The 25,057-nt window shown below is 66.2% G+C and carries 27 protein-coding genes; 13 read left to right on the plus strand and 14 right to left on the minus strand.

Features of this window, described 5'->3' with window-relative positions; all coding sequences use genetic code 11:
* The first annotated feature begins 12 nt into the window (after window positions 1-12).
* The 6 genes from AC1MDG_RS17665 (at window position 13) to AC1MDG_RS17690 (ending at window position 7,501) form a co-directional block, all read left to right on the plus strand.
* Window positions 13-1,452, plus strand: coding sequence for an NAD-dependent malic enzyme (locus AC1MDG_RS17665; protein WP_479805595.1), 1,440 nt, complete (start codon window positions 13-15; stop codon window positions 1,450-1,452).
* Between the two features lie 26 nt (window positions 1,453-1,478).
* Window positions 1,479-3,077 carry a malate synthase A gene (gene aceB / locus AC1MDG_RS17670; protein ID WP_479805597.1) on the plus strand — a complete coding sequence of 533 codons (1,599 nt, stop codon included), beginning with the start codon at window positions 1,479-1,481 and terminating at the stop codon, window positions 3,075-3,077.
* 3 nt (window positions 3,078-3,080) lie between these two features.
* Window positions 3,081-4,355, plus strand: a complete 1,275-nt coding sequence (locus AC1MDG_RS17675; RefSeq protein WP_479805599.1) for a DUF6986 family protein — start codon at window positions 3,081-3,083, stop codon at window positions 4,353-4,355.
* A gap of 10 nt (window positions 4,356-4,365) precedes the next feature.
* Window positions 4,366-5,178: a bifunctional allantoicase/(S)-ureidoglycine aminohydrolase gene (locus tag AC1MDG_RS17680; protein ID WP_043484707.1), complete on the plus strand. Its 813-nt coding sequence runs from the start codon at window positions 4,366-4,368 to the stop codon at window positions 5,176-5,178.
* Between the two features lie 144 nt (window positions 5,179-5,322).
* A complete protein-coding gene (locus tag AC1MDG_RS17685; RefSeq protein ID WP_479805601.1) occupies window positions 5,323-6,486 on the plus strand; it encodes a serine hydrolase domain-containing protein in 1,164 nt (387 codons plus the stop codon).
* 73 nt (window positions 6,487-6,559) lie between these two features.
* Window positions 6,560-7,501 carry a CHAD domain-containing protein gene (locus AC1MDG_RS17690; RefSeq protein ID WP_479805602.1) on the plus strand — a complete coding sequence of 314 codons (942 nt, stop codon included), beginning with the start codon at window positions 6,560-6,562 and terminating at the stop codon, window positions 7,499-7,501.
* Here the strand turns inward: AC1MDG_RS17690 and AC1MDG_RS17695 are convergent.
* The gene (locus tag AC1MDG_RS17695) at window positions 7,498-8,673 is read right to left on the minus strand and encodes a zinc-dependent alcohol dehydrogenase (protein ID WP_479805604.1); all 1,176 of its coding nucleotides are present in this window, start codon (window positions 8,671-8,673) and stop codon (window positions 7,498-7,500) included. The genes AC1MDG_RS17690 and AC1MDG_RS17695 overlap by 4 nt on opposite strands.
* A 149-nt stretch (window positions 8,674-8,822) precedes the next feature.
* Here AC1MDG_RS17695 and AC1MDG_RS17700 point away from each other — a divergent pair, with 149 nt between their 5' ends.
* Window positions 8,823-9,041 carry a hypothetical protein gene (locus tag AC1MDG_RS17700; RefSeq protein ID WP_479805606.1) on the plus strand — a complete coding sequence of 73 codons (219 nt, stop codon included), beginning with the start codon at window positions 8,823-8,825 and terminating at the stop codon, window positions 9,039-9,041.
* A 9-nt stretch (window positions 9,042-9,050) separates the two neighbouring features.
* Here the strand turns inward: AC1MDG_RS17700 and AC1MDG_RS17705 are convergent, their stop codons facing one another.
* The 4 genes from AC1MDG_RS17705 to AC1MDG_RS17720 all read right to left on the minus strand — a co-directional run bounded on the left by AC1MDG_RS17705 (window position 9,051) and on the right by AC1MDG_RS17720 (window position 12,975).
* The gene (locus AC1MDG_RS17705) at window positions 9,051-9,752 is read right to left on the minus strand and encodes an HAD family hydrolase (RefSeq protein ID WP_479805608.1); all 702 of its coding nucleotides are present in this window, start codon (window positions 9,750-9,752) and stop codon (window positions 9,051-9,053) included.
* A 14-nt stretch (window positions 9,753-9,766) separates the two neighbouring features.
* On the minus strand, window positions 9,767-10,078 hold the full coding sequence (locus AC1MDG_RS17710; RefSeq protein WP_043484029.1) for a hypothetical protein: 312 nt from the start codon (window positions 10,076-10,078) through the stop codon (window positions 9,767-9,769).
* A gap of 126 nt (window positions 10,079-10,204) precedes the next feature.
* Window positions 10,205-11,077 (minus strand): fumarylacetoacetate hydrolase family protein, encoded by an 873-nt coding sequence (locus tag AC1MDG_RS17715; RefSeq protein ID WP_479805610.1) that lies wholly within the window; start codon window positions 11,075-11,077, stop codon window positions 10,205-10,207.
* A 104-nt stretch (window positions 11,078-11,181) separates the two neighbouring features.
* Entirely contained in the window at window positions 11,182-12,975 is a 1,794-nt protein-coding gene (locus AC1MDG_RS17720) for a glycoside hydrolase family 15 protein (protein ID WP_479805612.1), read from the minus strand.
* Window positions 12,976-13,023: 48 nt separating this feature from the next.
* Between AC1MDG_RS17720 and AC1MDG_RS17725 the strand changes: the two genes are divergently transcribed.
* From AC1MDG_RS17725 to AC1MDG_RS17735, 3 genes are all read left to right on the plus strand, one after another.
* The gene (locus tag AC1MDG_RS17725) at window positions 13,024-13,914 is read left to right on the plus strand and encodes an aldo/keto reductase (protein ID WP_479805614.1); all 891 of its coding nucleotides are present in this window, start codon (window positions 13,024-13,026) and stop codon (window positions 13,912-13,914) included.
* 31 nt (window positions 13,915-13,945) lie between these two features.
* Window positions 13,946-14,677, plus strand: a complete 732-nt coding sequence (locus AC1MDG_RS17730; RefSeq protein ID WP_479805616.1) for a DUF72 domain-containing protein — start codon at window positions 13,946-13,948, stop codon at window positions 14,675-14,677.
* 74 nt (window positions 14,678-14,751) lie between these two features.
* Window positions 14,752-15,810 carry an App1 family protein gene (locus AC1MDG_RS17735; RefSeq protein ID WP_479805617.1) on the plus strand — a complete coding sequence of 353 codons (1,059 nt, stop codon included), beginning with the start codon at window positions 14,752-14,754 and terminating at the stop codon, window positions 15,808-15,810.
* Between the two features lie 62 nt (window positions 15,811-15,872).
* Here AC1MDG_RS17735 and AC1MDG_RS17740 read toward each other — a convergent pair whose 3' ends face one another.
* The 4 genes from AC1MDG_RS17740 to AC1MDG_RS17755 form a co-directional block, all read right to left on the minus strand.
* Window positions 15,873-17,372 carry a GH1 family beta-glucosidase gene (locus AC1MDG_RS17740; RefSeq protein WP_479805618.1) on the minus strand — a complete coding sequence of 500 codons (1,500 nt, stop codon included), beginning with the start codon at window positions 17,370-17,372 and terminating at the stop codon, window positions 15,873-15,875.
* A gap of 40 nt (window positions 17,373-17,412) precedes the next feature.
* Window positions 17,413-17,802 (minus strand): hypothetical protein, encoded by a 390-nt coding sequence (locus AC1MDG_RS17745; RefSeq protein ID WP_479805619.1) that lies wholly within the window; start codon window positions 17,800-17,802, stop codon window positions 17,413-17,415.
* A gap of 18 nt (window positions 17,803-17,820) precedes the next feature.
* Complete coding sequence (locus tag AC1MDG_RS17750; RefSeq protein WP_479805621.1) at window positions 17,821-18,192, minus strand: J domain-containing protein; 372 nt, start codon at window positions 18,190-18,192, stop codon at window positions 17,821-17,823.
* A 93-nt stretch (window positions 18,193-18,285) separates the two neighbouring features.
* On the minus strand, window positions 18,286-18,711 hold the full coding sequence (locus AC1MDG_RS17755) for an Hsp20/alpha crystallin family protein (RefSeq protein WP_479809135.1): 426 nt from the start codon (window positions 18,709-18,711) through the stop codon (window positions 18,286-18,288).
* Window positions 18,712-18,853: 142 nt separating this feature from the next.
* Between AC1MDG_RS17755 and AC1MDG_RS17760 the strand changes: the two genes are divergently transcribed.
* Entirely contained in the window at window positions 18,854-19,165 is a 312-nt protein-coding gene (locus AC1MDG_RS17760; protein ID WP_479805623.1) for a MerR family transcriptional regulator, read from the plus strand.
* A 47-nt stretch (window positions 19,166-19,212) separates the two neighbouring features.
* On the opposite strand, the gene AC1MDG_RS17765 is transcribed toward AC1MDG_RS17760, so the two are convergent.
* Window positions 19,213-19,995 (minus strand): phosphatase PAP2 family protein, encoded by a 783-nt coding sequence (locus tag AC1MDG_RS17765; protein ID WP_479805625.1) that lies wholly within the window; start codon window positions 19,993-19,995, stop codon window positions 19,213-19,215.
* 165 nt (window positions 19,996-20,160) lie between these two features.
* Here AC1MDG_RS17765 and AC1MDG_RS17770 point away from each other — a divergent pair, with 165 nt between their 5' ends.
* On the plus strand, window positions 20,161-21,273 hold the full coding sequence (locus AC1MDG_RS17770; protein ID WP_479805627.1) for a DNA alkylation repair protein: 1,113 nt from the start codon (window positions 20,161-20,163) through the stop codon (window positions 21,271-21,273).
* A gap of 95 nt (window positions 21,274-21,368) precedes the next feature.
* Window positions 21,369-21,584, plus strand: coding sequence for a hypothetical protein (locus tag AC1MDG_RS17775; protein WP_479805629.1), 216 nt, complete (start codon window positions 21,369-21,371; stop codon window positions 21,582-21,584).
* Between the two features lie 27 nt (window positions 21,585-21,611).
* Here the strand turns inward: AC1MDG_RS17775 and AC1MDG_RS17780 are convergent, their stop codons facing one another.
* From AC1MDG_RS17780 to AC1MDG_RS17795, 4 genes are all read right to left on the minus strand, one after another.
* Window positions 21,612-22,451 (minus strand): NYN domain-containing protein, encoded by an 840-nt coding sequence (locus tag AC1MDG_RS17780; RefSeq protein ID WP_479805631.1) that lies wholly within the window; start codon window positions 22,449-22,451, stop codon window positions 21,612-21,614.
* A 151-nt stretch (window positions 22,452-22,602) separates the two neighbouring features.
* A complete protein-coding gene (locus AC1MDG_RS17785; RefSeq protein WP_479805632.1) occupies window positions 22,603-23,634 on the minus strand; it encodes an aldo/keto reductase in 1,032 nt (343 codons plus the stop codon).
* An 8-nt stretch (window positions 23,635-23,642) separates the two neighbouring features.
* Window positions 23,643-24,515 (minus strand): NAD-dependent epimerase/dehydratase family protein, encoded by an 873-nt coding sequence (locus AC1MDG_RS17790; protein WP_479805634.1) that lies wholly within the window; start codon window positions 24,513-24,515, stop codon window positions 23,643-23,645.
* 152 nt (window positions 24,516-24,667) lie between these two features.
* Window positions 24,668-25,045, minus strand: coding sequence for a hypothetical protein (locus AC1MDG_RS17795; protein ID WP_479805636.1), 378 nt, complete (start codon window positions 25,043-25,045; stop codon window positions 24,668-24,670).
* Window positions 25,046-25,057 lie beyond the last annotated feature (12 nt).

The following is a 25,057-nucleotide window of genomic DNA, read 5'->3' on the forward strand; positions in this document are numbered from 1 at the left end:
GAGGAACATTCAATGGCGAACCCGAGCCCCGGAAATTCGATCACCCTGCGCGTAGAGGCGCCGTCCAGCTTTACCGCAACGAGCGAACTGGCCGCCGCCGTCGGCGCTGCCGGAGCAGCCATCACCGCCCTGGACGTCACCGAATCGCACCACGAAACGCTGGTTGTGGACGTCACCTGCAACACCACCGACGACGAACACGCCGCCCGCGTCAAGGACGCCCTGAACGCGCTCGACGGCGTCACGGTCCAGCACGTCTCGGACCGGACCTTCCTGATGCACCTCGGCGGCAAGCTCGAGGTGGTCCCCAAAGTGGCCCTGCGCAACCGGGACGATCTTTCCCGCGCCTACACCCCCGGCGTCGCCCGCGTCTGCCTGGCCATCGCGGAGGACCCGGCGGCGGCCCGCAACCTGACGGTCAAGCGGAACACGATCGCCGTCGTCACCGACGGTTCCGCCGTCCTGGGCCTCGGCAACATCGGCCCGGCCGCAGCGCTTCCGGTGATGGAAGGCAAGGCCGCGCTCTTCAAGCAGTTCGCCAACGTGGACGCCTGGCCGGTCTGCCTGGACACCCAGGACACCGAGGAAATCATCAAGATCGTCAAGGCCCTGGCACCGGTCTACGGCGGCGTGAACCTCGAGGACATCGCCGCACCGCGCTGCTTCGAGATCGAAAACCGGCTCCGCGAGGAACTCGACATCCCTGTCTTCCATGACGACCAGCACGGCACGGCAATCGTCACCCTTGCCGCCCTGGTCAACGCCCTGCGCGTGGTGGGCAAAAAGCTCGCCGACGTCAGGATCGTGGTGTCCGGAGTCGGCGCCGCGGGCTCGGCCATCATCCAGCTCCTCAAGGCCCAGGGCGCGCAGCACATCATTGCCGCCGGACGTTCCGGCGCCATCCACTCCGGCAAGGAATACAGCGACGAACACCGCAGCTGGATCGCGGCCAACACCAACGAAGAAGGCTTCTCCGGAACCCTGCATGAGGCCCTCGTCGGCGCGGACGTCTTCATCGGCGTCAGCGCTCCGCACGTCATCGGCGAGGAGCAGGTGGCCGCCATGGCCAAGGATGCGATCGTCTTTGCCATGGCCAACCCCACTCCGGAAATCGACCCGGTGGTAGCGTCAAAGCATGCGGCAGTGGTGGCTACGGGGCGCAGCGACTTCCCCAACCAGATCAACAACGTCCTGGCATTCCCCGGGTTCTTCCGCGGGCTGCTGGACGCCGGAGCCTCGGACATCACGCCGGACATGCTCGTTGCTGCAGCTGAGGCCATCGCCAACCGCGTGGCTGACGACGAACTCAATGCCAGCTACATCATCCCCAGCGTCTTCGACCCGCACGTTGCGGCCGACGTGGCCACTGCCGTAGCAAACGCAGCACACGCCGCCGCTTCGGCAGGCGCAGCCAACGCAGCGCACGCAAACCTAGAACCCGCCAACGCCTGATTCGCAGCCTAGAAAGGACCCGGACAATGGCTCTCTCAGTCACAGACCCGCAGCCGATTGCACGAGCAGAGGAAATCCTCACCCCGAAGGCACTGGCCTTCGTGGAGGAGCTCCACAAGCGGTTTGCGGGCACCCGCGCCGAACTCCTCAAAGCCCGCGTGGCCAAGCGCGAGCAGGTGGCCCGGACCGGAAAGCTCGATTTCCTGCCCGAAACCAAGGATGTCCGCGAGGGCGACTGGAAGGTTGCTCCGGCGCCCGCCGCGCTGCAGGACCGCCGCGTGGAAATGACCGGCCCTGCCTCGCCGGCCAAGATGGCCATCAATGCCCTCAACTCCGGCGCCAAGGTGTGGCTGGCCGACCTTGAGGACGCGAGCACGCCCACCTGGGCCAACGTCATTGATGCGATCCTGAACCTCCGGGATGCGGCCACGGGCACCCTGAGCTACACGTCCCCGGAGGGCAAGGAATACCGGCTCCGCACCGACGCACCGCTCGCCGTTGTTGTGGCCCGGCCCCGCGGCTGGCACATGGAGGAACGCCACCTCCTGCTCGACGGCGAACACACCGTGGGTGCGCTGGTGGACTTCGGCCTGCACTTCTTCCACACCGCCAAGCAGCTCCTGCTCAACGGCCAGGGTCCCTACTACTACCTGCCCAAGATGGAGAGCCACCTCGAGGCGCGCCTCTGGAACGACGTGTTCGTCTTCGCGCAGGATTTCCTGGGCATCCCGCAGGGCACCATCAAGGCCACCGTGCTGATCGAGACCATTCCCGCGGCGTTCGAGATGGACGAGATCCTGTACGAGCTCCGCGACCACGCCGCCGGGCTGAACGCCGGACGCTGGGACTACCTGTTCAGCATCATCAAATACTTCCGCGACGCCGGAGCGGACTTCGTGCTGCCGGACCGCGCCACCGTGGCCATGACGGCACCGTTCATGCGCGCCTACACCGAACTGCTGGTCAAGACCTGCCATCACCGCGGCGCCTTTGCCATGGGCGGCATGGCGGCAGTTATCCCCAACCGCCGCGAACCCGAGGTCACCGCCCAGGCGTTCGAGAAGGTCCGCGCGGACAAGACGCGCGAGGCCAATGACGGCTTCGACGGTTCATGGGTGGCACACCCGGACCTGGTGCCGGTGTGCCAGGAAGTGTTCGATTCCGTCCTGGGCGAGCGCCCCAACCAGCTGGACAAGCAGCGCCCGGAGGTCCACGTCACCGCGGACCAGCTGCTGGACATCGCCTCGGCGGACGGCACGGTCACGGAGGCCGGGCTGCGCCTGAACCTCTACGTTGCCGTCGCCTACACGGCAGTGTGGATCTCAGGCAACGGCGCGGTGGCCATCCACAACCTGATGGAGGATGCCGCCACCGCGGAAATCTCGCGGTCGCAGGTCTGGCAGCAGATCCGCAACAGCGTGGTCCTGGCAGATACCGGGAACACTGTCACCCGGGAACTGGTCAGCACCATTCTTGCCGAGGAAACCGAAAAGCTCCGGGGTGAAGTGGGCGAGGAAGCCTTCGCTAAGTACTACAAGCCTGCGAGCGACCTGATCGCGGACATCTGCCTCTCCGAGGACTACACGGACTTCCTGACCACCCCGGCCTACGAACTGGTGGGCTGAGGCATGGCGGTACCCTCCGGATCTCTCAGCGCGGCGGACCTGGCGCAGATCGACGCCCAGCTGGCGGCGACCGACCAGTTGCTGGAACGCAACTACCCGGGCGACGACGGCACCCGCCAGCCGGTGCATACCGTGTATGTACCGGCGGACCGTTTCACGCCGTCGTTCTCCGCCGACTGGGGCGCGCAGGCTCTGGCCGCCGCGGATGCGCACGGCGGCCTGACCCGGCTGGGCCACTTGCTGGGCCAGGACGCCGAACTCGCTGAAGCCGTGGCGGCGCGGGTCCAGGCCAAGCTGGAAAGCGAACCCATCGAGGACCTGCGGTTGGACTTCGAGGACGGTTTCGGTGACAGGGGCGACGATGCCGAGGACGCGGCCGCTGTTGCGGCGGCGTCTGCCGTGGCCGCCGCCGTTGCGGCGGGCACTGCGCCCCCGTTCATCGGCATCCGGTTCAAGTGCTTCGAGGCGGCCACCAGGGCCCGCGGGCTGCGCACCCTGGACCTGTTCGTCTCCGGACTGGCCGCAGCGGGCGAGCTGCCGCAGGGCCTGATCCTTACCCTGCCCAAGGTCACCACCGTGGCGCAGGTCAGGGCCATGGACTTTGCCGTGGCGCGGCTGGAGGAAGCCCATTCGCTGCCCGCCGGCCGGCTGCGGTTCGAGGTGCAGGTGGAGACGCCGCAGCTCATCCTCGGCCCGGAAGGCACCTCGCCGGTGGCGCAGCTTCCGCACGCCGTGCCCGGCCGCATAAGCGGCCTGCACTACGGCACGTACGACTACTCCGCCTCGCTGCAGATCTCGGCCGAGTACCAGTCCATGGAGCACCCGGTGGCGGACTTCGCCAAGGAAGTCATGCAGCTGGCGGTGGCCGGAACCGGCATCCGGCTGTCGGACGGCTCCACCAACATCATCCCGGTGGGCGACAACGTGGAGAATGCGTGGCGGCTGCACGGCCGGCTGGTGCGGCGCTCCCTGGAACGCGGCTACTACCAGGGCTGGGACCTGCATCCCGCCCAGCTGCCCAGCCGGTTCGCTGCCACCTACGCGTTCTACCGGCAAGGGCTGCCCGCCGCTGCGGCCCGGCTGCGCAACTACGTGGAACGCACCGAGGGCGGGGTCATGGACGAACCCGCCACCGCCCGCGCGCTGGCTGCTTTCGTGCTGCGCGGCGTCCAGTGCGGCGCCGTTGGTGCGGACGACGTCCAGGCGCTTGCCGGCGTCGGAATCCCACAGCTAACCGGTCTGGCCCACCCACGGCTGGCCCACTCCACTTCGAAGTAAGGATCCAATGATGGGCAAGTATTACTACCCCCAGGGCGGCCTGCCGCCGCAGACCCACCTCACCACGGAACGGGCCATCGTCACGGAGGCCTACACGGTCATCCCCAAGGGCGTCATGACCGACATCGTGACCAGCACCCTGCCGGGCTTCTCCAACACCCGCTCCTGGATCCTGGCCCGTCCGATCTCCGGGTTTGCCACCACGTTTTCGCAGCTGATCGTGGAGATCGGCCCGGGCGGCGGCGCTCCCAAGGCCGAGTTTGAGCCCGGTGTCGAAGGCGTTGTGTTCGTCACCAAGGGCAAGGTCAACCTGACCCTCGACGGCGAACTGCACCAGCTTGAGGAAGGCGGCTACGCCTACCTGGCCGCCGGTGCCGCCTGGGGTCTGGAGAACGTCTCGGATGACATCGTCTCTTTCCAATGGATCCGCAAGGCCTACGAGCGGCTTGAGGGGTACGAGGCAAAGTCCTTCGTCACCAGTGATGCCGAGGTGGAACCCACCGCGATGCCGGATACCGACGGGGCCTGGAAGACCACCCGCTTCACGGATTCCAGCGACCTGGCCCACGACATGCAGGTGAACATTGTGACGTTCCAGCCGGGCGGGGTCATCCCGTTCCCGGAGACCCACGTGATGGAGCACGGCCTGTACGTCCTGGAGGGCAAGGCCATGTACCTGCTGAACAACGACTGGGTTGAGGTGGAGGCCGGGGACTTCATGTGGCTGCGTGCCTTCTGCCCGCAAGCCTGCTACGCCGGCGGCCCGGGCCAGTTCCGTTACTTGCTCTACAAGGACATGAACCGCCAGATCCGCCTGACCTAATTCCGGCTAGTCCCCCCGCACCGAGCGTCGCCGAGATCGCCGGAAGCCTGCCGGTTCGCCGCAGGTTTCCGGCGATTTCGTGTATTTTCCGGCGACTTCGGCGGACTGCCCGGCCTATTGACGCGTCCGGACCGGCTGAGGAACATGAATTCCGTGGCTTGGATTCGCACCCTGCAGTTCCGGGCCGCGGCCGCGGCAACCGCAGCCGTTTTGGCCGCCGCACTCGGCGGCTGCACTGCGGCCCCGGAGCCGCCGGAGCCGCCTTCGTCGATCGCACGGCTGGCGGAAGGGCTGGAGGAGTTCGGCAACGCAATGCTCGACGACGGCGCCCCCGCCGTCCTGATGCAGGCCAAGGTGCGTGGCGAGGATTGGGCGCGCGCCTCCGGTGTCCGGAGCCTGGAAACCCGGGAGCCGGTGGAGACCGCCGATCAGGTGGACATTGCCAGCGTGACCGAAGCCTTCGTGGCAGTATCTGTGCTCAAGCTGGTCGACGAAGGCAGACTGGGACTTGAGGACGACGTCAGCAGGCATCTGCCGGACTTCGAGGGCATCATGCACCCGCCAGGGCCTGTCACGGTCCGGCAGTTGCTGCAGCACCGATCAGGGATGCCTGACTACATGATGCCGCTCCTTCAGCAGGGCAGCCTGCGCGATGTGCTGGCCACGGGCCGGAGCCACCGCGAATTCCTTGCCCTGGCAGCGACCCAGCCGTGGAAGCGCAGGTTGGCACAGGGTTTTGAGCACTCCGCTTCGAACTACATCGTGCTGGGCATGATCGTGGAACGGCTGCGCGGACGCCCGATCGGCGAGGTGCTGCGCTCTGACATCATTGAGCCGCTGGGCCTGCGATCCACCTCGATGACCGGCTCCGGTCCGGCCCCGCCCTCGCTGGTCCATGGCTATGTCACGAGCTTCGGCGAGCGATTGGACGTCAGTTACGCCCCACTCCATGCGGGCGACCCTGCCGGAGGCCTGGTGTCCACCGTCGGCGACCTGAACGTTTTCTTCGCGGCACTCCTCCAGGGCCGGCTGATCCCCCGGGCCTTGGTCACGGAAATGCAGGACCCGCCGTACGCGCAGTACGGCCTCGGCATCCAGCGCTGGAACGACACCTGCACCAACGACTTCTACTACGGCCAGGCCGGCCAGAACGCCGGGTACGGCGTCATTTCACTGTCCAGCGCTGACGGAACCCGGCAGGCATCGTTCGCCCTGGCCAGTCCGCCAAAGCCCTTCAGCTCCACCGACAACGGCATCGTGGACGACCTCACCGACGTCGTCGAGGAGGCCCTGAACGCAAGCTGTTAGGTGCGCCGCTTGTCCGCGGAATGGAAGGTCTTGCGGCCCTTCTGGCGGAACCCCGGGCGACGTAGAGTGAAACATGCCCACCACAGCCGGCGAGGTCCTGACAAACTATCTAGCACAGCAACTTGCCGGGCTGAGGGAGCAGGAACCCCTGGTGCGGCAGGACCTGCCCGACTCCGTTCACCAGATGCGGATGTCCGCCCGGCGCCTACGGTCGTTGCTGGCCACGGGCAAAAAGTTCTTCGACGACGGCGCGGCGGTCGCCGAAGTGCGGGACGAGCTGAAGTGGCTCTCCGGTGTGCTGGGTGCGGCCCGGGACCCTGAGGTAATCCATCAGCGGCTCCGGGACCTCCTGGCCCGGGAACCGGACGCACTGGTCTTCGGGCCCGTAGCCCGGCAGATCGACGAGGAAATGGAGTCCGCCTCAGCCGCTGGCCGCAGGGCCGCTCTTGAGGCCCTCGACGGAGACCGCTATGCCCGTCTGGTCGAGCGCCTCCAGGGCCTTGTCACGCTGGCACCCCTGACGGGCAAAGCCGCCCGCGAACCGCGCAAAGCCATGCTGAAGCTCGTCGCCAAGGACACCGCCAGAGTGCTGCGCAGGGTGCACGAACTGCCGGACACCACGGGCAGCCCGGCACACGGCGGCCCGGCCCCCGCCAGCAATGCCCACGACGCGGGCCTGCACGAGGTCCGGAAGGCAGCCAAGCGCCTCCGGTACGCCGCCGAAGCGGCCGAGCCGGTGGCGGGCAAGAAGGCCGCCAAGGAGGCCAAACGGGCCCATGAACTGCAGCAGGTCCTCGGCCTCCACCAGGACAGCGTGGTGGTAAGGACCCTCCTGGCTGACCTGGGCAGCCGGGCTCCGGGCAACGACGTGGCCAGCGACGGCGGGTACGGCAGTGACGCGAGCAGTTTCACGTACGGCCGTCTCCACGCAAAGGAGGAGGCTCTTGCCGCGAGCGCCGAAGCGTCATTCTGGAAGGCTTGGAAGAAGTTCTCCCGCAAACAGGCCGGCTGCTAGGGCTGCAGCACCACCTTGATGCAGCCATCTTCTTTCTTCTGGAATTTCTCGTACATCGCCGGGGCTTCATCCAGTCCCACCCGGTGCGTCACCAGATCCATGACACCCAGGGGATCGGCGTCGTCCTCCACCAGGGGCAGGAGCTCGTCGGTCCAGTTCCGGACGTTGCACTGGCCCATGCGGAGCTGGACCTGCTTGTCGAACATCGACAGGAGCGGCATCGGGCTTGCCTGCCCGCCATAGACGCCGCCGAGGGAAACCGTGCCTCCGCGGCGGACGGCATCGAGGGACGCATGCAGGGCCGCCAGGCGGTCCACGCCGGCGGTTTCCATGGCCTTTTGCGCCAACTTGTCCGGCAGGAGTCCCATGGCCTGGTGGGCAAAGGCAGCGACCGGGGAACCATGCGCCTCCATGCCGACGGCGTCAATCACAGAATCCGGGCCGCGCCCGTTCGTCGCCTCACGGAGTTGGTCGGCAATGCCCTTGGCGTAGTCCATCGTTTCGATGCCATGACGATCCGCCATCGCCCGCCGCTCGGGAACGGGATCGACGCCGATCACGCGCAGCCCGAGGTGCCGTCCGATGCGCGTGGCAAATTGGCCCACGGGACCGAGGCCAAACACTGCCAGCGTGCCGCCCTCCTCGGTGTCTGCATATTTCACTGCCTGCCAGGCCGTCGGCAGGATGTCGGAGAGGAACAAGTACCGCTCATCCGGCAGTTCTTTTCCCACTTTGACCGCCCCATAGTCCGCGTGCGGAACCCGAAGGTATTCGGCCTGGCCGCCGGGGACCGATCCGTAGAGTTCCGAATATCCGAAGAGGGCGGCACCGGAGCCGTGGCTCGTCACTTGTGTGGTTTCACATTGGGACTGCAGCCCGCGCGAGCACATGAAGCAGTGTCCGCAGGAGATGTTGAAAGGGATCACCACGCGGTCCCCTTTGGAGAGGTTCGCGACCGAACTCCCCACCTCCTCCACAATGCCCATGGGTTCATGCCCTATGACGTCACCCTTGTGCATGTAGGGACCGAGGACTTCATAGAGGTGCAGGTCGGATCCGCAGATTGCCGTGGAAGTAACACGGATGATCGCGTCCGACGGCTCTTGGATGGTCGGATCGGGAACATTCTCCACGCTGACGGAGCGTTTGCCTTGCCAGGTTAGTGCCTTCATGATGCGCCTTTCTGTCAGCAGACTGCTTGAAGATCAGTAAGCTTACTATCCTTACCGCGGGAAAACTAAGCACACTGAGTACATCTATTGCGTGCAGGCGCCGGGGATCATAGCGTTGGAGAATCCGAGCATCGAGGAAAGGCAACGACATGACGCTGTACCAACCAGAGCCGGTGGAGATTTCGACGCGGATGCGACCCGGCGAGTGGACAGAATCCGGCCTTGAGGAATTGATCACGTCATACCGGGCCAAGCTGATGGAAATGGGCGCGGACCCCACCGATGTGATCACCGAGGTTGAACGGGACGACGACGGGTCAGTCAGCGTCGCCGTCTCCTGGAACAAGGGCGCCATCGCGGACGCCTAGCGCCCCCGTTCACTCTGAGCTTCCGGCGAGCCTGCCAATCGCGCTGTCCCGCAGGTTCGCCAGGAGCTCCCTTGGATTTTGGTAGATTTCCACGGCACCGGCCTCCAGCAGTTCCGCGGCAGAGGTCCCCCCGCACGTGAGCCCGATAGTGGGAATGCCCAGCCTGCCCGCCGCGTAGACATCCCAGACTGCGTCACCCACGTAAACGACGTCCTCTGCCCGCAGGTCCACGGCGGCCAGGGCCGCAGCCAGGATGTCCGGCGCTGGTTTGCCCCGCTCGGCATCATTGGAACTGGTGGCGGCGTGGATAAAAGAGTCTGCCCGCAACGTGGCACGAAGTACGTCCAGGTCCCTCTGCCGGGCAGAGGAGGCCAGGGCGACGGCGAAGCCGCTTTCGTAGCACTGGGCCAGCAGGTCCCGCGCCCCGTCAAGCGGACGGAGCGCGGGCCAGAAGGTGGCAAAAACGGCACCATGGGAGGACATGATGGATGCGTCTTCGGATTTGTCGCGGCCTGCCGGCAGGAGTCGGTCCAGCAACTCCGCTCCGCCCATGCCCACAGAGCGGTGGATGGACGCCATCGGTACATCGAGCCCGGCCTCCCGGAACGCCTGCCACCACGCCAGCGTGTGGAGGTAGCAGGAATCAACCAGGGTCCCGTCGACATCGAAGAGGACCCCGCGCTTGCGGCCGCCGGGACCGTTGGGTGACATAGCCGCCGTTCGCGTCAGTAGTGTGTCCGGGCACGTTTGGCGCCCGTAGCTCCGGTGGGCCTCCCCGACCCCAGAACGCCGATGTTCTTCGGCGCCTTGACGTGCTGCCGTACGGGCGGCTGCTTGAGTGGCTCCGAGTCCTGACTCACGCTAAGGTCCCGGATCAGCCCGGTGCCGGCAATCTCCCGGGCCTTGGCCACACCCGCCGCTGCGGCGCGTTTCGTGGGGAAGGTTACCGAGATGGCCATCAGGTTTCCGCTTCCGTCGATGAGCTTGACGCGGTAGCCGCCGTCCGGGGCATCAACCAGTTCGAAGTATCCAGCCATTGCAATTCCTCCGTTCCAACCCCGACTTGAGGTATTAGTAAGTATACTTACCTCTGCTGGATTCGGAAGTCCCGCCGGATTCCGGGGACGCTGACCGCCGACGGCGCGGAAGCCGGCGGACCGGACTTAGGCCGCCGCAGCCCGGCGAAGGACCTGGCGCTGGCGGCCCAGTCCCTCGACTTCCAGTTCCAGCACGTCGCCGTCCTGCAGGTACGGGAAGCGCCCCGACAGGGCCACGCCCTCCGGGGTGCCCGTCAGGATCACATCGCCGGGCTCCAGCACCATGAACTGGCTCAGGTGATGCACCACGGCCGGTACGTCAAAGATGAGGTCCGCCGTGGACGAGTCCTGACGCAGGTCGCCGTTCACCCAGGTCCGCAGCCGCAGGGCTGTGGAATCCAGGTCAGCGGCCGGGACGAACCATGGGCCAAGGGGCGTGGAAGCGGGAAGCGACTTTCCTTTGACCCACTGGCCCGCCGCGCCGGGGAGCTGGTAGTCCCGCTCCGACAGATCGTTGGCCAGCACGTAACCGGCAACATAGTCCGCGGCGTCGTCCACCGACGGCAGGTAGGAGGCGCGCCGTCCGATCACCACGGCCAGCTCCACTTCCCAGTCGTACTTGCGGGACAGCGGCGGGATGGGGGCGTCGTCGAAGGGCCCTGCCACCGTGTTGCTTGGCTTCAGGAACACCACCGGGACCTCCGGTACCGCGGCACCGGACTCGGCGGCATGGCCGGCATAGTTCAGGCCGATTCCCACGACAGCGCCGGGGCGGGCCAGCGGGGCGCCGAAACGGAAGGTGCCGGCGTCGGGGATTTCGGCCAGGTTCCCGGCCTCCAAGGCATCGCGGACCCGGGCGACGCCACCGGATTCAAGGAACGTACCGTCAATGTCGGCGGTGATGCCGGCCAGTGAATACCATTTCCCGTCGGACTCGGGCCCGCCGGGCTGGACGGCCGGCTGCTCCCTGCCGGGTTCTCCAAGACGCGCAAATTTCACCGGTCCACACTCCTTCGTGCCTGCTCCAATAGGTTCAGTGACCATGGAACCACGCAGCGCGCCGCGGTCCCCAGCTGAACCAAATGTGACCGGCAGGGCCGGGATCAGTGCCCGTGCAGTGGGGTGTCGCTGCGCTGCACACTGTCCTCGTGCAGCTCCATGGCACTCATGACCAGCGCGAAGTGGCTGAACGCCTGGGGCGTGTTCCCCAGCTGGCGGCCCGCTTCCACGCCCCATTCCTCGCTGAGGAGGCCAACATCGTTGCGCAAGGCCAAAAGCCTTTCGAACAGCTCCTTGGCTTCGTGGCGCCTGCCCACGCCGATGAGTGCTTCCACCAGCCAGAAGGAGCAGGCCAGGAAGACGCCTTCGTCGCCGGGCAGTCCGTCGTCGGCATCAGCAGGACGGTACCGAAGCACGAAGCCATCGTGGGTAAGCTCCCGCTGCACGGCGTCAATGGTGCCCACAACCCTGGGGTCATCGGGCGGCAGGAAACCCACGCGGGGTATCAGCAGCAGGCTCGCGTCCAGCTCAGGCCTGCCGTAGGACTGGGTAAAGGTGTTGCGCCCCGCATCGAACCCGTTCGCCATGACGTCTGCGTGGATTGTGTCGCGCAGGGCTTCCCAGCGGTCGGCCGGCCCCACCAGGCCGAAGTCCCGCACGCCCTTGACCATCCGGTCCGCCGCCACCCAGGCCATCACCTTTGAGTGGGTGAAGTGCCGCTGCGGGCCGCGCATCTCCCACAGCCCGTTGTCGGGCCGCTGCCACGCGCCCTCGAGGTGTTCCATGAGGGCGACCTGGACATCCCAGGCTTCATCGCTGTGTTTCAACAGCGAGTGCCGGGTCAGTGCCAGGCAGTCCAGCACCTCGCCCCACACGTCCAGCTGGAGCTGGCCCGCGGCGCCGTTGCCGATCCGGACGGGCGTGGATTTTTCGTAGCCTGCCAGCCATGGCAGCTCCATCTCCGGCAGCCGCCGCTCCCCGTGGATGCCGTACATGATCTGCAGGTCGGCCGGATCCCCGGCCACCGCCCGCAGCAGCCAGTCCCGCCAGGACGCGGCTTCCTCGGTGTAGCCGGCGGCAAGCAGCGCCTGCAGGGTCAGCGTGGCATCCCGCAGCCAGCAGTAGCGGTAATCCCAGTTACGCGGTCCGCCCAGCTGCTCCGGCAGGGACGTGGTCACCGCCGCCACAATGCCTCCGGTCGGAGCATACGTCAACGCCTTCAAGGTGATCAGCGAGCGCTCGATGGCCTCACGATAGGGGCCGGTTATCTTGCATTTGGCAGACCATTCCCGCCAAAACAACTCCGTTGACTCCAGGACCGCTTCAGGTTCGACGGACCGGGGGCGGTGCAGGTGGCTCGGCGACCAGGTCAACACGAAAGGCACCCTCTCGCCCGCCCGCACGGTGAAGTCGCTGATGGTCTGCATGCGTTCGCCGCGCAGCGGGGCGTCCGTGACCAGGTAGGCGGCATCAGGACCGGCGATGGCGTGGATGCCGTGTTCATCGTGCCGGACCCAGGGCACGATGTGTCCGTAATCGAACCTGAGCGCGAGTTCGCCGCGCATCCGGACGGACCCGCGGACGCCCACCACAATCCGTACGATGTCCGCAACGCTGTCGCGCGGGGGCATGAAGTCGATGACCTTCACCTTGCCGGTGGGCGTTTCCCATTCCGTTTCCAGAATCAGGGTCCCCTTGCGGTAGTGGCGCCGCGTGCACTCCCGTGCATCGGCCGGCGCCAACAGCCACCGCCCGGCTTTCGGGGTGTCCAGCAGCGCGTTGAAGCAGGCCGGCGAATCAAACCGCGGAAGGCACAGCCAGTCAATGGAACCCTCGGTGCTGATGAGGGCCGCCGTCTGCAGATCGCCCACCAGGGCGTAATCCTCTATGCGTGCCATGGACCTTACAGTGCCACAAGCGTGTCCGGACCGACTACTATCCAAGGCATGCTGCAACGGAACTTCGGAAACTCTTCCCTCAGCGTGTCCGCCCTCGGGTTCGGCGCCGGCCATATTGGCTATGACGACGTCAGCGAGCGCGAGGCCCACGGACTGCTGGACCGGGCGCTGGATTTGGGCGTCACCTTCATCGACACAGCACGCGGCTACGGCCTCTCCGAGGAACGGATCGGTTCCTGGCTATCCGACCTTGGTGGACAACGCGACACCGTGGTGTTATCCACCAAGGTGGGATACGACGTCGACGGTGCGGAGGACTGGAGCGCGGCCGCGGTGACCGGCGGCGTGGACCAGGCCCTCCGGAAGCTGGGAACCGAGGTAATCGACGTCGTGTTCCTGCACTCCTGTCCGCTTTCCGTCCTCCAGGACGGAGAGGCAGTGGAGGCGCTGTTGCGTTGCGTTGACGCCGGAAAAGTCCGGGTTCCGGGCTATAGCGGGGAGAACGACGCCCTTGCCTGGGCCGCAACCGCCGGCGTGTTCGGCGCCCTGCAGTCCTCCGTGAACCTCGCAGACCAGCGATCCCGGAATGACGTCCTGCCCGCGGCCGGAGGGCAGGGACTGGGAGTGGTGGCCAAACGGCCCCTGGCCAACGCCCCGTGGCGCCACGACGAACGCCCCGTGGGCGTGTACGGGGAAACCTACTGGGAACGGCTGCGCAGGATGGACGTCGAACCGGAAACCGATGATTGGCAGGGCACCGCTCTGCGGTTCTCGGCCTTCAGCCCGGGGGTGAGCACGGCGATCGTGGGTACGTCCAAGGTGCGCAACCTGGAGGCCGCGGCGGCCGCCGTCGGACGCGGCCCGCTGCCGGAGACCGAGCGCCGGCGCTGGGAAGACGCGTTTGCGCCGCACGCGCAGGACTGGGCCGGCGAAGTCTGAGCCCGGCGGCTGACTGACTTCGAAAGACGCCATGGGGATCCACATCGGAACGTCCGGCTGGAGCTATGACCACTGGGAGAACGTACTCTACCCTCCGGGACTTCCGGCACGCGACCGCCTGCAGCACTACGTTGCGCGTTTTGGCACGGTGGAGCTGAATGCGAGCTTCTACCGCTGGCCGCGGGAATCATCGTTCGCCAGCTGGCGCCGACGCCTTCCCGAAGGCTTCATGATGTCCGTCAAGGCCCCGCGCGGACTGACCCACGCGAAGAAGCTTTACGCCCCCGAAATCTGGGTGGAACGGATCATCAGGTGCTGGCACGAGCTCGGTGACAAGCGGGCGGTCCTGCTGGTCCAGCTCCCGCCGGGTTTCGCCCGCGACGACGCCCGGCTCGACTACTTCCTCGCGGCCCTGCCGTGGTGGGTGCGCGTGGCGGTGGAATTCCGCCACCCCAGCTGGGACGATCCCGAAGTGTATGCCCTGCTGGAACGCCACGGGGCCGCCTATTGCATCATGAGCGGGGCCAACCTGCCCTGCATCCTGCGGGCCACGGCGCCGTTCGTGTACATCCGCCTGCACGGACCGGACCATGATTACCTCTACGGGGGATCGTATTCCGACGATGACCTTCGATGGTGGGCTGGCCGCATCCGCGAGTGGCAGGGCCAGGGCAAGGACGTGTTCGCCTATTTCAACAACGACGGCGGCGGCAACGCCGTGCGGAACGCCGACACCCTGCGGTGGCTGCTGGGCGACGGCTGACTCTCTTGTTACGGTGCGGCGCCTTAGTGGCACAACACCGCTGGCGATGGACGCCGTTGTGGCAGAGTGGAGGCATGGAATTGGCGTCGCAGGAATCATCGGTGTCCGGAAATCATGCCTTTCGGGCGGCTCACAAGGTCTCGGACACGGTCAACAGCGCCCGCATCAAGCTGGCCCGGCGCTGGAATTTTATTCCGCAGACAGTCGCGTACCAGGGGTACGGCTCCACATCGTGGGTGCGGGTCCTTGGCCGGGTGGTTCTGACCACCAAACCGAAGCCGGGCAGCCGCGCCGAACACGCCGCGAAGAACGGCAACCAGAACATCCGCGGCTGGCGGGCCTTCACCAGCGTGCCGCTGCAGTTCACCGAGGTGGACATCGAAATCGAAGGCGTGACCACGCGCGTCAAGGCGGACCGCGGCGGCCTTGTGGACACCGTGGTGGACGTGGCCCTCTCCCCCGGCTGGCACACAGCCACCCTCCGGGCTGAAGGAACCGAGGCCGTCCAGGCCAACATCATTGTGATCGGCCCCGACACGAAGTTCGGCATCGTGTCCGACATCGACGACACTGTCATGGTCACGGCGCTGCCCAGGCCTTTCCTGGCCTTGTGGAACACCTTCGTGCTAAGTGAGCGCGCACGGATGGCCACACCGGGCATGCCGGTCCTCATGGACCGGCTGGTGGTGGAACACCCCGACGCGCCGGTGATCTACCTGTCCACCGGACCGTGGAATGCCGCGCCCACCCTGGCAAGGTTCCTGACCCGCAACATGTACCCGGCCGGTCCCCTCCTCCTGACGGACTGGGGGCTGACCCAGGACCGCTGGTTCCGCAGCGGCCAGGAGCACAAGAACGGAAACCTGGAGCGTCTGGCCAAGGAATTCCCGGATATGCGGTGGCTGCTGATCGGCGACAACGGCCAGCACGACGAGCAGATCTATTCGAGGTTCGCCCGGGACCACGGCGACCGCGTAGCCGCCATTGCCATCCGCCAGCTGTCGGTCGGCGAGTCCGTGCTGGCCGGCGGCCACTCGGAGAACGGTGACCACACCGGCTCCACCGTCCCGTGGATCTACTCCCCCGACGGCGCCGGCATCACCAGGGGCCTCGCAGACCTCAAAATCGTCTGATCCGGGACAGGCCGGCCGGTACGCTCGCCGGCCGGCCTCCCCTGCTGTGCAAGCCTGGGGGCTCAGGCCACGGGCTCCGGTTCCCCGGCGGCACTCTCGCCCACCGCTTTGGCGGCAGCCTCCTTGCGGGCTTCCTGCAGTTCCTGGAGCCAGTAGTAGGACGCCTTGGGCGTCCTGGCCATTGTCTCGAAGTCAACATGCAGGAGCCCGAAAGGCTGCTTGTAGCCCGCGGACCACTCGAAGTTGTCCAGCAGTGACCATACGTAGTACCCGCGGAGATCGATCGATTCCGCGGGCCCGCCGGGGCTGGTGGCCTCCACTGCGTTGGAGATGTGGTCGGCAAGATAGCGCAGGCGGCGCTCGTCCGGAATGATGATCCGGTCCCCGGCCCTGTCCCGCACCACCAGATCCTCAAAGCTCGCTCCGCCTTCGGTGATGAAGACGGGCGGCAGCTCCGGGTAGCGTTCGGCCATCTCAGCGAGGGCAACGGGCATGTAGTCGGGCCTGATCGGCCAGCCGTACGCCGTGGTCTCCGCGTTCGGGAACTCGGTGATGTGGAAGGGCGCACCGGGAGCACTGCCGCTGAGGTCGTCACCCATCGCCTCTGCCATGCCGGGGGGAACCGCGCCGTCACCGGGGCCGGCCGCAACCCGCGTCGGCATGTAGTAGTTGAGCCCGTAAAAGTCCAGCGGCTGTGAGATCAGTTTCATGTCCTCGTCGGAGGGGCTGAACGAGCTGAAGAACGTGGCGGCCCGGATAACGTCAGGGTACTTTCCAAGCAGCACGGGATCCGCGAACAGCCTGTTCTGGAAAACGTCCATGAGCGCCGTACTCAGCTTGTCCAGCGGGTTGACCGAGGCCGGGACCATGGGCGAATAGACATTGGTCATGCCGATTTCACCGGGGACATTGGCTGCGCGCAGGGCCTGCAAGGCCAGGCCGTGGCCTAGGAGCTGGTGGTGCACTGTGGGCAACGCCTTGAGCAACTGCGATTCGCCCGGAGCATGGAGGCCCAGGGCGTAGCCGTTGGTGGTCACGGTGGCCGGCTCATTGACGGTGACCCAGCGTGCCACGCGGTCGCCAAAGGCCGCTGCGGCAATGGACGCGAACTCGCCCAGCCGGTACGCCGTATCCCGGTTCATCCAGCCGCCGGATTCGTCGAGCGGCAGCGGGGTGTCCCAGTGGTAAAGCGTCACCATGGGTGAGATACCGCTGGCCAGCAACTGGTCCAGCAGGCGGTCGTAGAAGTCCAGGCCCTTCGGGTTGACCGGACCGCTGCCGCCGGGCTGGATACGGGACCAGGACAGTGAGAACCGGTAGGAATCCACCCCCAGTTCCTTCATCAGCGCAACGTCTTCGGGCATGCGGTGGTAGTGGTCACAGGCCGTGACAGGGCTGTGGTCGTCCACTATTGCCCCGGGCCTCTTCGCAAATACGTCCCACCCGGACGGTCCGCGGCCATCCTCGTCGAGGGCGCCCTCAATCTGGAAGGCGGCTGTGGCGACGCCCAGGGTGAATGATGGCGGGATCCTGGCAGCCAGGTCTTTGGCGGAGTAGTTCATCTGCGTGATCCCTTATGTAGTTTCGGGTGGTGGACTGATTTTAGTGCACCGCGGCGTCGGAGCCGAAGAGGAATTCCTTGGCGTGGGCCAGGGCCTTTTTGAAGGCATCGTTGCGGAGCGTAATCAGGTGCTCCGTGTCACCCGCGGCCGGTTCAAGGTAGCCCGTGAAGCCCGGGCGAAGCACCCAGATGTCACCGGCCGGGGGAAGATAGAAGACTCCAAAGGACCGGTGCTGGCTGTCATCCGGGGTCCAGATGGGCACCACGGCCAGCGCCGCACCCGTCTCAGGATGGATCCACTGGGCGCGCGGGAGCGGCTCCTCATGGGCCTCGGGATCCAGGAACGGGGCTGTACCCACGCCCCACCGCTGCTCGAAGCGTTCATGGAACGCCGGAATCAGATGGGAATCATAACGGCGCCAGGCGCTCATGGACTGCTCCTTCTTTAACTAACCGGTGCCCGGCCAGGGGCCGCGCTCCCAAAGCACTGGTGTGACCCGCAGCAGCGGAGGCTGCGGGGTATGAACCCGGCGTACCGGAACCTCGCGGGGTCCGCCGCGGCCGGGGTGGGCAACGGACAGTGCGCGGTCGTATTCAGCTCGCGTTTTCGCATCGCCCAGCACCGCAAAGGCTTCCATAATGCCCAGCAGCCCGTTGGGGTCCGGGCCGGCACCGGCGGAGCTGCCCCCGCCGCTGGACCTGCCCTCGACGTCAGGATGGTGGAGGCGCATCAGCGCCCGGTACGCGCGCGAAATCTCCTGCCTCGTGGCCGTCCTGGCCACGCTGAGTACGCCGTAGTAGTCAGGCAACTGGTTGTTCATGGCCGTCCCACGCCGTCCGCTGCGTGGCGGGGCGGCTGCCGGCGCCTACCGGCTGCCGCCCCGCGAACTTCCCTGGCGCTCTTTCGATGGCGATTAGGTGCTGATCTCGTGCATCTTGTCGTTCTTGGTTTCGATTTCGATCTTGCGCGGCTTTGCCTGTTCGGCAACGGGGATACGGAGAGTCAGGACACCGGCGTCGTAGCTGGCCTTGACGTTGTCCGTGTCCAGGGTTTCGCCGAGGATCAACTGGCGGCTGAAGACGCCGCGGGGGCGCTCCGAAACGACCAGTTCCACGTTGGGTTGAGTTTGATCGCGCCGTTCAGCCCGCACAGTCAGCACGTTCCGCTCAATGTTGAGGTCCACGGAGTCGATGTCCACTCCCGGCAGATCGAACGCGACCACGAACTCCCCGTCCTCCTGCCAGGCGTCCATCGGCATGGCCGCGGGTCGTGCCGCGGTTCCAAACACCTGCTGGGTTAGCCTGTCCAGTTCACGGAACGGGTCCGTACGCATCAACATCATTTCCCACTCCTTCAGCATGTGGTTTGTCTTTCGTTGGCGGTACCCGCCTGCCATATCTATGGTGGTGGGTATAGATTTTTTATAGCACCGGTGAGAGACTGTTGCAAGACCAATATGCAGGGAATTTTCGGGGAGGATCATGGCCGAGCGAAACGCAGAAACGGGCCTGTATGCGATCTCCGTGGTGGCCCATCTCGTGGGAACGGGCCAGCAGAACATCAGGCTGTACGAGCGGAAGGGCCTGCTCACTCCGGACCGCACCTCGGGAGGGACGCGACAGTACAGCGATGCGGATCTCGCCGTACTGAAACGCATCGGTGAACTGCTGGACGAAGGGCTCAACCTGGCCGGAGTGGCGAAGGTCCTGGAACTCGAGGCGGCCAATGCCAAGCTCAGGATCGAGCTGAAAAAGGCCCGCTCACGCTCAGGGGACTCCCACCCGCGGGGCTGACCAGGGATTTGGGACGGCCGCCGGAACGCAACGCGGGCCGTCCGGCGCTAGCTGTCTACCGTATCGGCCTTGGACAGTTCCCCGGTGATCTGTTCCCCCGGGATGCGCGCCGTCCGCCACGTGTCCAGGGCGATGACGGCGCCCAGCACCACGAAGGAGATGAACAGCGAGGCCAGGGCGTCGCTGACCCAGTGGTAGCCCAGGTAGAGCCGGCTGATGGAAGCCAGGAAAATCCCGAAGACGGCTACGGCGAAGGCGGCCACCGCCGGCCACGTGCTTTGCCGCCGCGAAAAGATCAGGAACGTGGTCACCAACAGGAAGTCGCAGGCACCGAGAACGTGCCCCGAAGGGAAGGAAAAGGTGACGTCGGGACCGAACAGCATGAGGTCCAGTGGCGGCCGCTGCCGTCCGACCGACCTGCCGATGATCTGGGCCAGCGCAACTCCGGTGAGCATGGCCCCGGCCAGCAGCAGGGGCCGCCAGGCGTGTTTCGCGGCAAGGCCCCAGGCCACCGTGACCACCAGGACGATGATCGGCAGCGCCACCGGCCCGAACACGATCGCCAGGAAGATCATGGCGGCGGTGAGGGGCTCCGACCGCTGGGTGACAAGCCACGCCCTGACGGGCTCGTCCATGAAGGTCAGGCCGTCTTTTCCGAGCACCCCCGTCAGGGCGAGCGAGAAGAGCACTGCGCCAACAATCATCAGGATCACGGCGATGCGGTAGAGGTTCCTCCGGGAGGCAGCACTCATGTACCGCTCTTCGACCACGAATTTGTCGTGGAAGACCCGCCACCAGTGGGGCGATTTCCGTGATCGATCTTCAGCCATGTCCCGCTTCCGCCTATGCAGTCTTGAAAATTTGTGTCCGCTGAGATTATCCCGATTCCGGGGATTTGGCTCGCGGCGGCACGGAGGATCCGGGCTGACCGGCCGGCTGCCGGCCCGAGGGACGGCGGCAACTGCAGCCCGGGCGCAGACTGTAGCCTGACTTGCATGGGTGCCATGAACGAACTGATTGACCATGCCGCCGTCGGCCGGCTGGTTCGCGTGCTCGCGGATGCAGCCCCCGGCGTTTCCTGGTCCAACGCCTCGAGTGCCGGCGCATCGCTGGGGAACCTGAGCCTCCGCGAACGCACGGACCACGTGAGCCGCGGGCTGCTGGCCGACCTTGCCGCTGCGGGCGGCCCGGGGGATTATCCGACGGCGGCGCGTGTCTTCCGCAGCGCCCTCCGGGAGCCGGGCTTCACCGGCTGGACCCTCTGGCCGGTGACGGAAACAGCAGTAACGCTGGCCCTCGGGTCAACCGCGTCCGCCGAATTTGAAGACTGCCTGCAGCTTCTGGCCGAACTGACCCCGCGGCTGACCGGGGAATTCGCCATCCGGCGGCTGCTGGCCGCCGACCTGGACCGCGCACTCGCCGTCGTCCTGACCTGGACCGCCCACCCTGATGAGCATGTGCGCCGCCTCGCCAGCGAAGGTACCCGCCCTTACCTCCCCTGGGCAGTGCGGGTCCCGGGCCTGGTCCAGCGGCCCGAGGCAACGGTCCCCATCCTCGATGCCCTGTACCGGGACCCGCACGAGTACGTCCGGCGTTCGGTGGCCAACCACCTCAACGACCTGGCACGCCACGCTCCTGAGACGGTGCTGGCCGCGGCTGCCGCCTGGACTGAGGCGCCGGATGCCAATACGCCGTGGGTGGTCCGCCACGGACTGCGCACCCTCGTCAAGAAGGCCCACCCGGGCGCACTGGCCCTGCAGGGGTTCGCCCCGGCATCACTCTCCGTCACCCCGCCGAGGCTGGACCGGGATACCGTGGCGCTGCCGGCGGACCTCGCCTTTGAATTTGAGGTCTCCAATACGGGCGCAGAACCGGCCAGGCTCGCGGTGGACTACGTCGTGCACTACATGAAGGCCAATGGCTCCCAATCAGAGAAGGTTTTCAAACTGGCCGCCCTGACCCTGGACCCGGGCGAAACCAGGACGGTGTCGAAGCGCCACGCCTTCCGCCAGATGACCACCCGGGTCCACCACCCCGGCAGCCACGCCCTGGAGCTCCAGATCAACGGCGTGCGGTATGCACCCACGCCGTTCCTCGTCGAAGTCTGACGCGGAGGGTTAATCCGCCGGCCAATGTGATTTGCTTCACAGCCCGGCGGTGGATAGCATTCCATAATTGTTAGCGCGCACAGATTGGACCCGGGATGAACTCCGCCGGCCCCGCCCCTGAACCGACCACCACCTGGCAGGAGCTGATTGGCAGCCGGGTTGAGCTGCGGCTTGACGGACGGCTGGTCCGCACCGGCGAGGTGGAAGACGCCACGCAGGATTCCTCCGTGATGTGGCTGCGGTTCGACGGCAACCACGGCCGGCAACTGGTCTCCCAGGCCGACGGCTACGAAGTGCTACCGGTCAACTGACGGCTTCGCTTCAGCTGAGGGCATCGCTCACGCCCTGGTGCCGGCCGCGGCCTTGCCGGCGGGCGCGCTGGTAACTTTCAACCCGCAGCCTTCCTCAGCGAACACTCGCAAGGTCTTGTAGCCGAAAGTCTTGTAGGTGACATTGGGCCAGCGGTTCCTCAGGAGCTGGCCGAGCCGGGGTGCGTTGACCAAACCGTTCACCCACAAGGTGGGGTCTTCCTTGAGGAACGCCTGGACGCTTGCTTTGTAGAGTTCGAGCTCGGCGTGCTGCGCACCGGTTTTCTTTTTCGCTGGCTTGGCCGGCGCCGGGGGCTTCTTCACGGCAGGTGCAACCACCGCAGCAGCCGGCGCCGGGACGTCAATGACATGGAAGTAGTCGGCCACCGACTGCAGGACCTTGTTCACCACACCCGCTTTCGGCTGGGACGTGGTGGCCACCAGCGAACGCTTGCCCAGCGCGTGCAAGCGCCGGAGCAGCGGGACGAAGTCGCCGTCGCCGCTGACAATCACAAAGAGCTCTATCCACGGCATGTCAGCGGCCACTTCCAGCGCGTCGACCACCAGTTCAATGTCCGCTGCGTTCTTGCTGCTCTGGTCAAACGAGAAAATCTGCACGGGCTTGATGTTGTGGGCCAGCAACTGGCTCCGGTAGCCGGCCATGTCCGCCCTGCCCCAGTTGGCATAGGCCCTCGTCAGCGCCGTTTGCCCGCCCAGGCCTGTTTCCCCCACCACCTTCTCGATGTCACCCACGACTGTGGCCAGCGGTACGGACGTGACGTCGTTCTTGTACCCGCCAAAGAGATTCTCCATGTCCAGGAAAATGGCGACGTTCCGTTGCTGCGACCCCGCCACATAAGACCCTGCCACGTAAACCGTCCTCCCCCAGCGAATAGTAAACAGATCCTATCCCCCGGCAGTTACCGCGGCGGCGGTTTGGTGACAAGAAAAGGAAGGCCGACGGCGGCAGTCGCCTGCCGCCGTCGGCCTCCCTTGTCAGTTGGTTGGCGCTGGTTGCGGCCTAGCGGCCGCCCTCAACCTTCCGGTTCCGCTGCTCCTGGGCCATGGGGCCGTAGGGGTACACGCCCACCCGCGGCTGGCTGGCCTCGGTCAGCCGCCGGGTTTCCTCCTCCGTCAGCTCCAGGTCCGCGGCTGCGAGGTTGTCCGCCAGCTGCTCCGTGGTGCGGGCACCGAGGATCACGGACGTGACTGCCGGGCGGTCCGCCAGCCAGGCCAGTGCCACTTGCGAGGCACTCACACCGTGGTCCGCGGCGATCTTCTCAACGGTGCCAATGACCTCCCACGTGCGCGGATCGTCATTGCGGGCCTGCCAGGCTTCCATGCCGCGTTGGGGATTCTCGCCCAGCCGGGTGGCGCCGGCCGGAGCCTCATCGCGCTTGTACTTGCCGGAGAGCCAGCCGCCGCCCAGGGGCGACCACGGCAGCAGGCCGATCCCCGCATCCAGCGACGCCGGAACAATCTCGGATTCAATCTCCCGGACCAGCAGGCTGTACTGCGGCTGAAGGGTCACCGGGGCGCTCCAGCCGTGGGCTTTGGCCAGGTGCACCGCCTTTGTCAGCTGCCAGCCGAGGAAATTGGAGAAGCCGTAGTAGGCAATCTTGCCGCTGCTGACGGAGTCATGCAGGAAGCGCAGCGTCTCCTCCAGCGGCGTGATGGGGTCCCACGCGTGCATCTGGTACAGGTCGATCTGTTCGACGCCGAGCCGGCGCAGCGAGTCATCGAGCGCTCTGGTGAGGTGGCGGCGGGAGGTTCCGAGGTCGTTCGGGGCCTGGCCCATGGGGAACCGGCCCTTGGTGGCCAGGACAGCACGGTCCCTGACCTCGGGACGGGCGGCCAGCCAGCGGCCGATGATCTGTTCCGAGACGCCCTGGCTGTAGACGTCCGCGGTGTCGATGAAGTTGCCACCCGCTGCAAAGTAGTCATCAAGAATGGCGAAGGACGTTTCCTCAGTGGCTTCGGCGCCAAAGGTCATGGTGCCCAGCGCGTAATTGGAAACCACGGCGCCGCTGTTGCCTAGTGTGCGGTATTGCATAGTTCTCCTCAGTCTTCGGTGGGTGTGGTGCGGTTCGAGTGGTAGGTGCGCCACGTGTGCTCCGGAGCGAACCCCAGGAGGCGCTTGGCTTTGTCGATGGACAGCATGGTTTCGTGTTCGCCAAGCTCCTTGACCACTTTGACGCCCGGAAAGACCTCCGCTGCGAGGCTGGAGCTGGACCGGCTCATGACCGTGTCTTCGTTGGCGATGATGAACGCCTCGAATCCCGGTTTGCCGTTTTCCAGTGCGCGGGCCACGGCCTGGGCGCCGTCGCGGCCGTCAATGTAGCCCCACAGGTTCCACTTCCGCAGCGTGGCGTCAGAGTCAAAGGAGGGAAAAGCCTCATAGTCCTCGGGGTCCATCACGTTGGAGAACCGCAGGCCGGTGATGCTCAGTTCCGGGTCCCATCGGGTCAGCTGGATCGCCATCTGCTCTTCCAGGTGCTTCACCAGCGAATAGGTGCTTTCCGGCCGTGCCGGATATTCCTCATCCACCGGGATATAGGGAGGTTCGACGTCGAACGGAAGTCCCAGCACCGTCTCGCTGGAGGCGTACACCACCTTCTTGATTCCGGCCCGGCGGGCCGCCTGGAAGACGTTGTAGGTGGCAAGCATGTTGTTCTCGAACGTGGCCGCGTCCGGCGCGAGGCCCGGAGCCGGGATGGCCCCCAGGTGAACGATCGCGTCGAATCCTTCGTGGCGGTCATCGAGGCCCAGGATGACGTCCAGGACCTGCCCGTAGTTGCGCAGGTCAACCTCGGTGAAGCCGCGGTCCCGGGTGCCCGTGCGGTCCAGGTTCAGGACGTCATGGCCGTCCTCGGTGAGCCTGCGCACCACGCTCCTGCCCAGTTTTCCGCTTCCTCCGGTTACAGCAACTCTCATCAGGAACTCCTCTGGGTAGTTGGCGGACAGCGGTCTTCCGCGACCGTGTGCCGCCGTCGTCATTCCACCCTAGAGGCGCAGCGGCATGGATGCAGCCCTTCTGCATGGCCCTCTGAGTCCTAGGAAAGTACGCCCCTGCCTGCCGGCAGCCCTCAGCCGGCCCGGAGCAGCAGGGGAAGGGTGTTCGTGAGGATGGTGAAGGCGGCCGCCACAATGCCGATGACTGCCGGAATGATGCCCCGCGCTTCACCACGGCCCCGCGCCCTGAATCCGAGCACCGCCGCAGCCAGTTCCGGCGCCAGGATCACCACGAGGGCCGGCCCCGCCGCGAGCGCAACGACACCCAGGGGAACAGTGTCCTCACCTGTGTATCCCTGCAGCGAGAGCAGCCCTTCGCCGATGACCATTCCGGCCACGAACGCGACGGGGATGGCGGCAACGGCGATCCAGGCCCGGCGCAGGAGCCTCCGGCCGTTCAGGGAGCCTCCGGCAGCCGGGGCAGCGGCTGGCACCTGGCTACGTGAAGTCATGGGTGATGGTCC

The organism is Arthrobacter sp. AIWTK1, assembly GCF_056680535.1.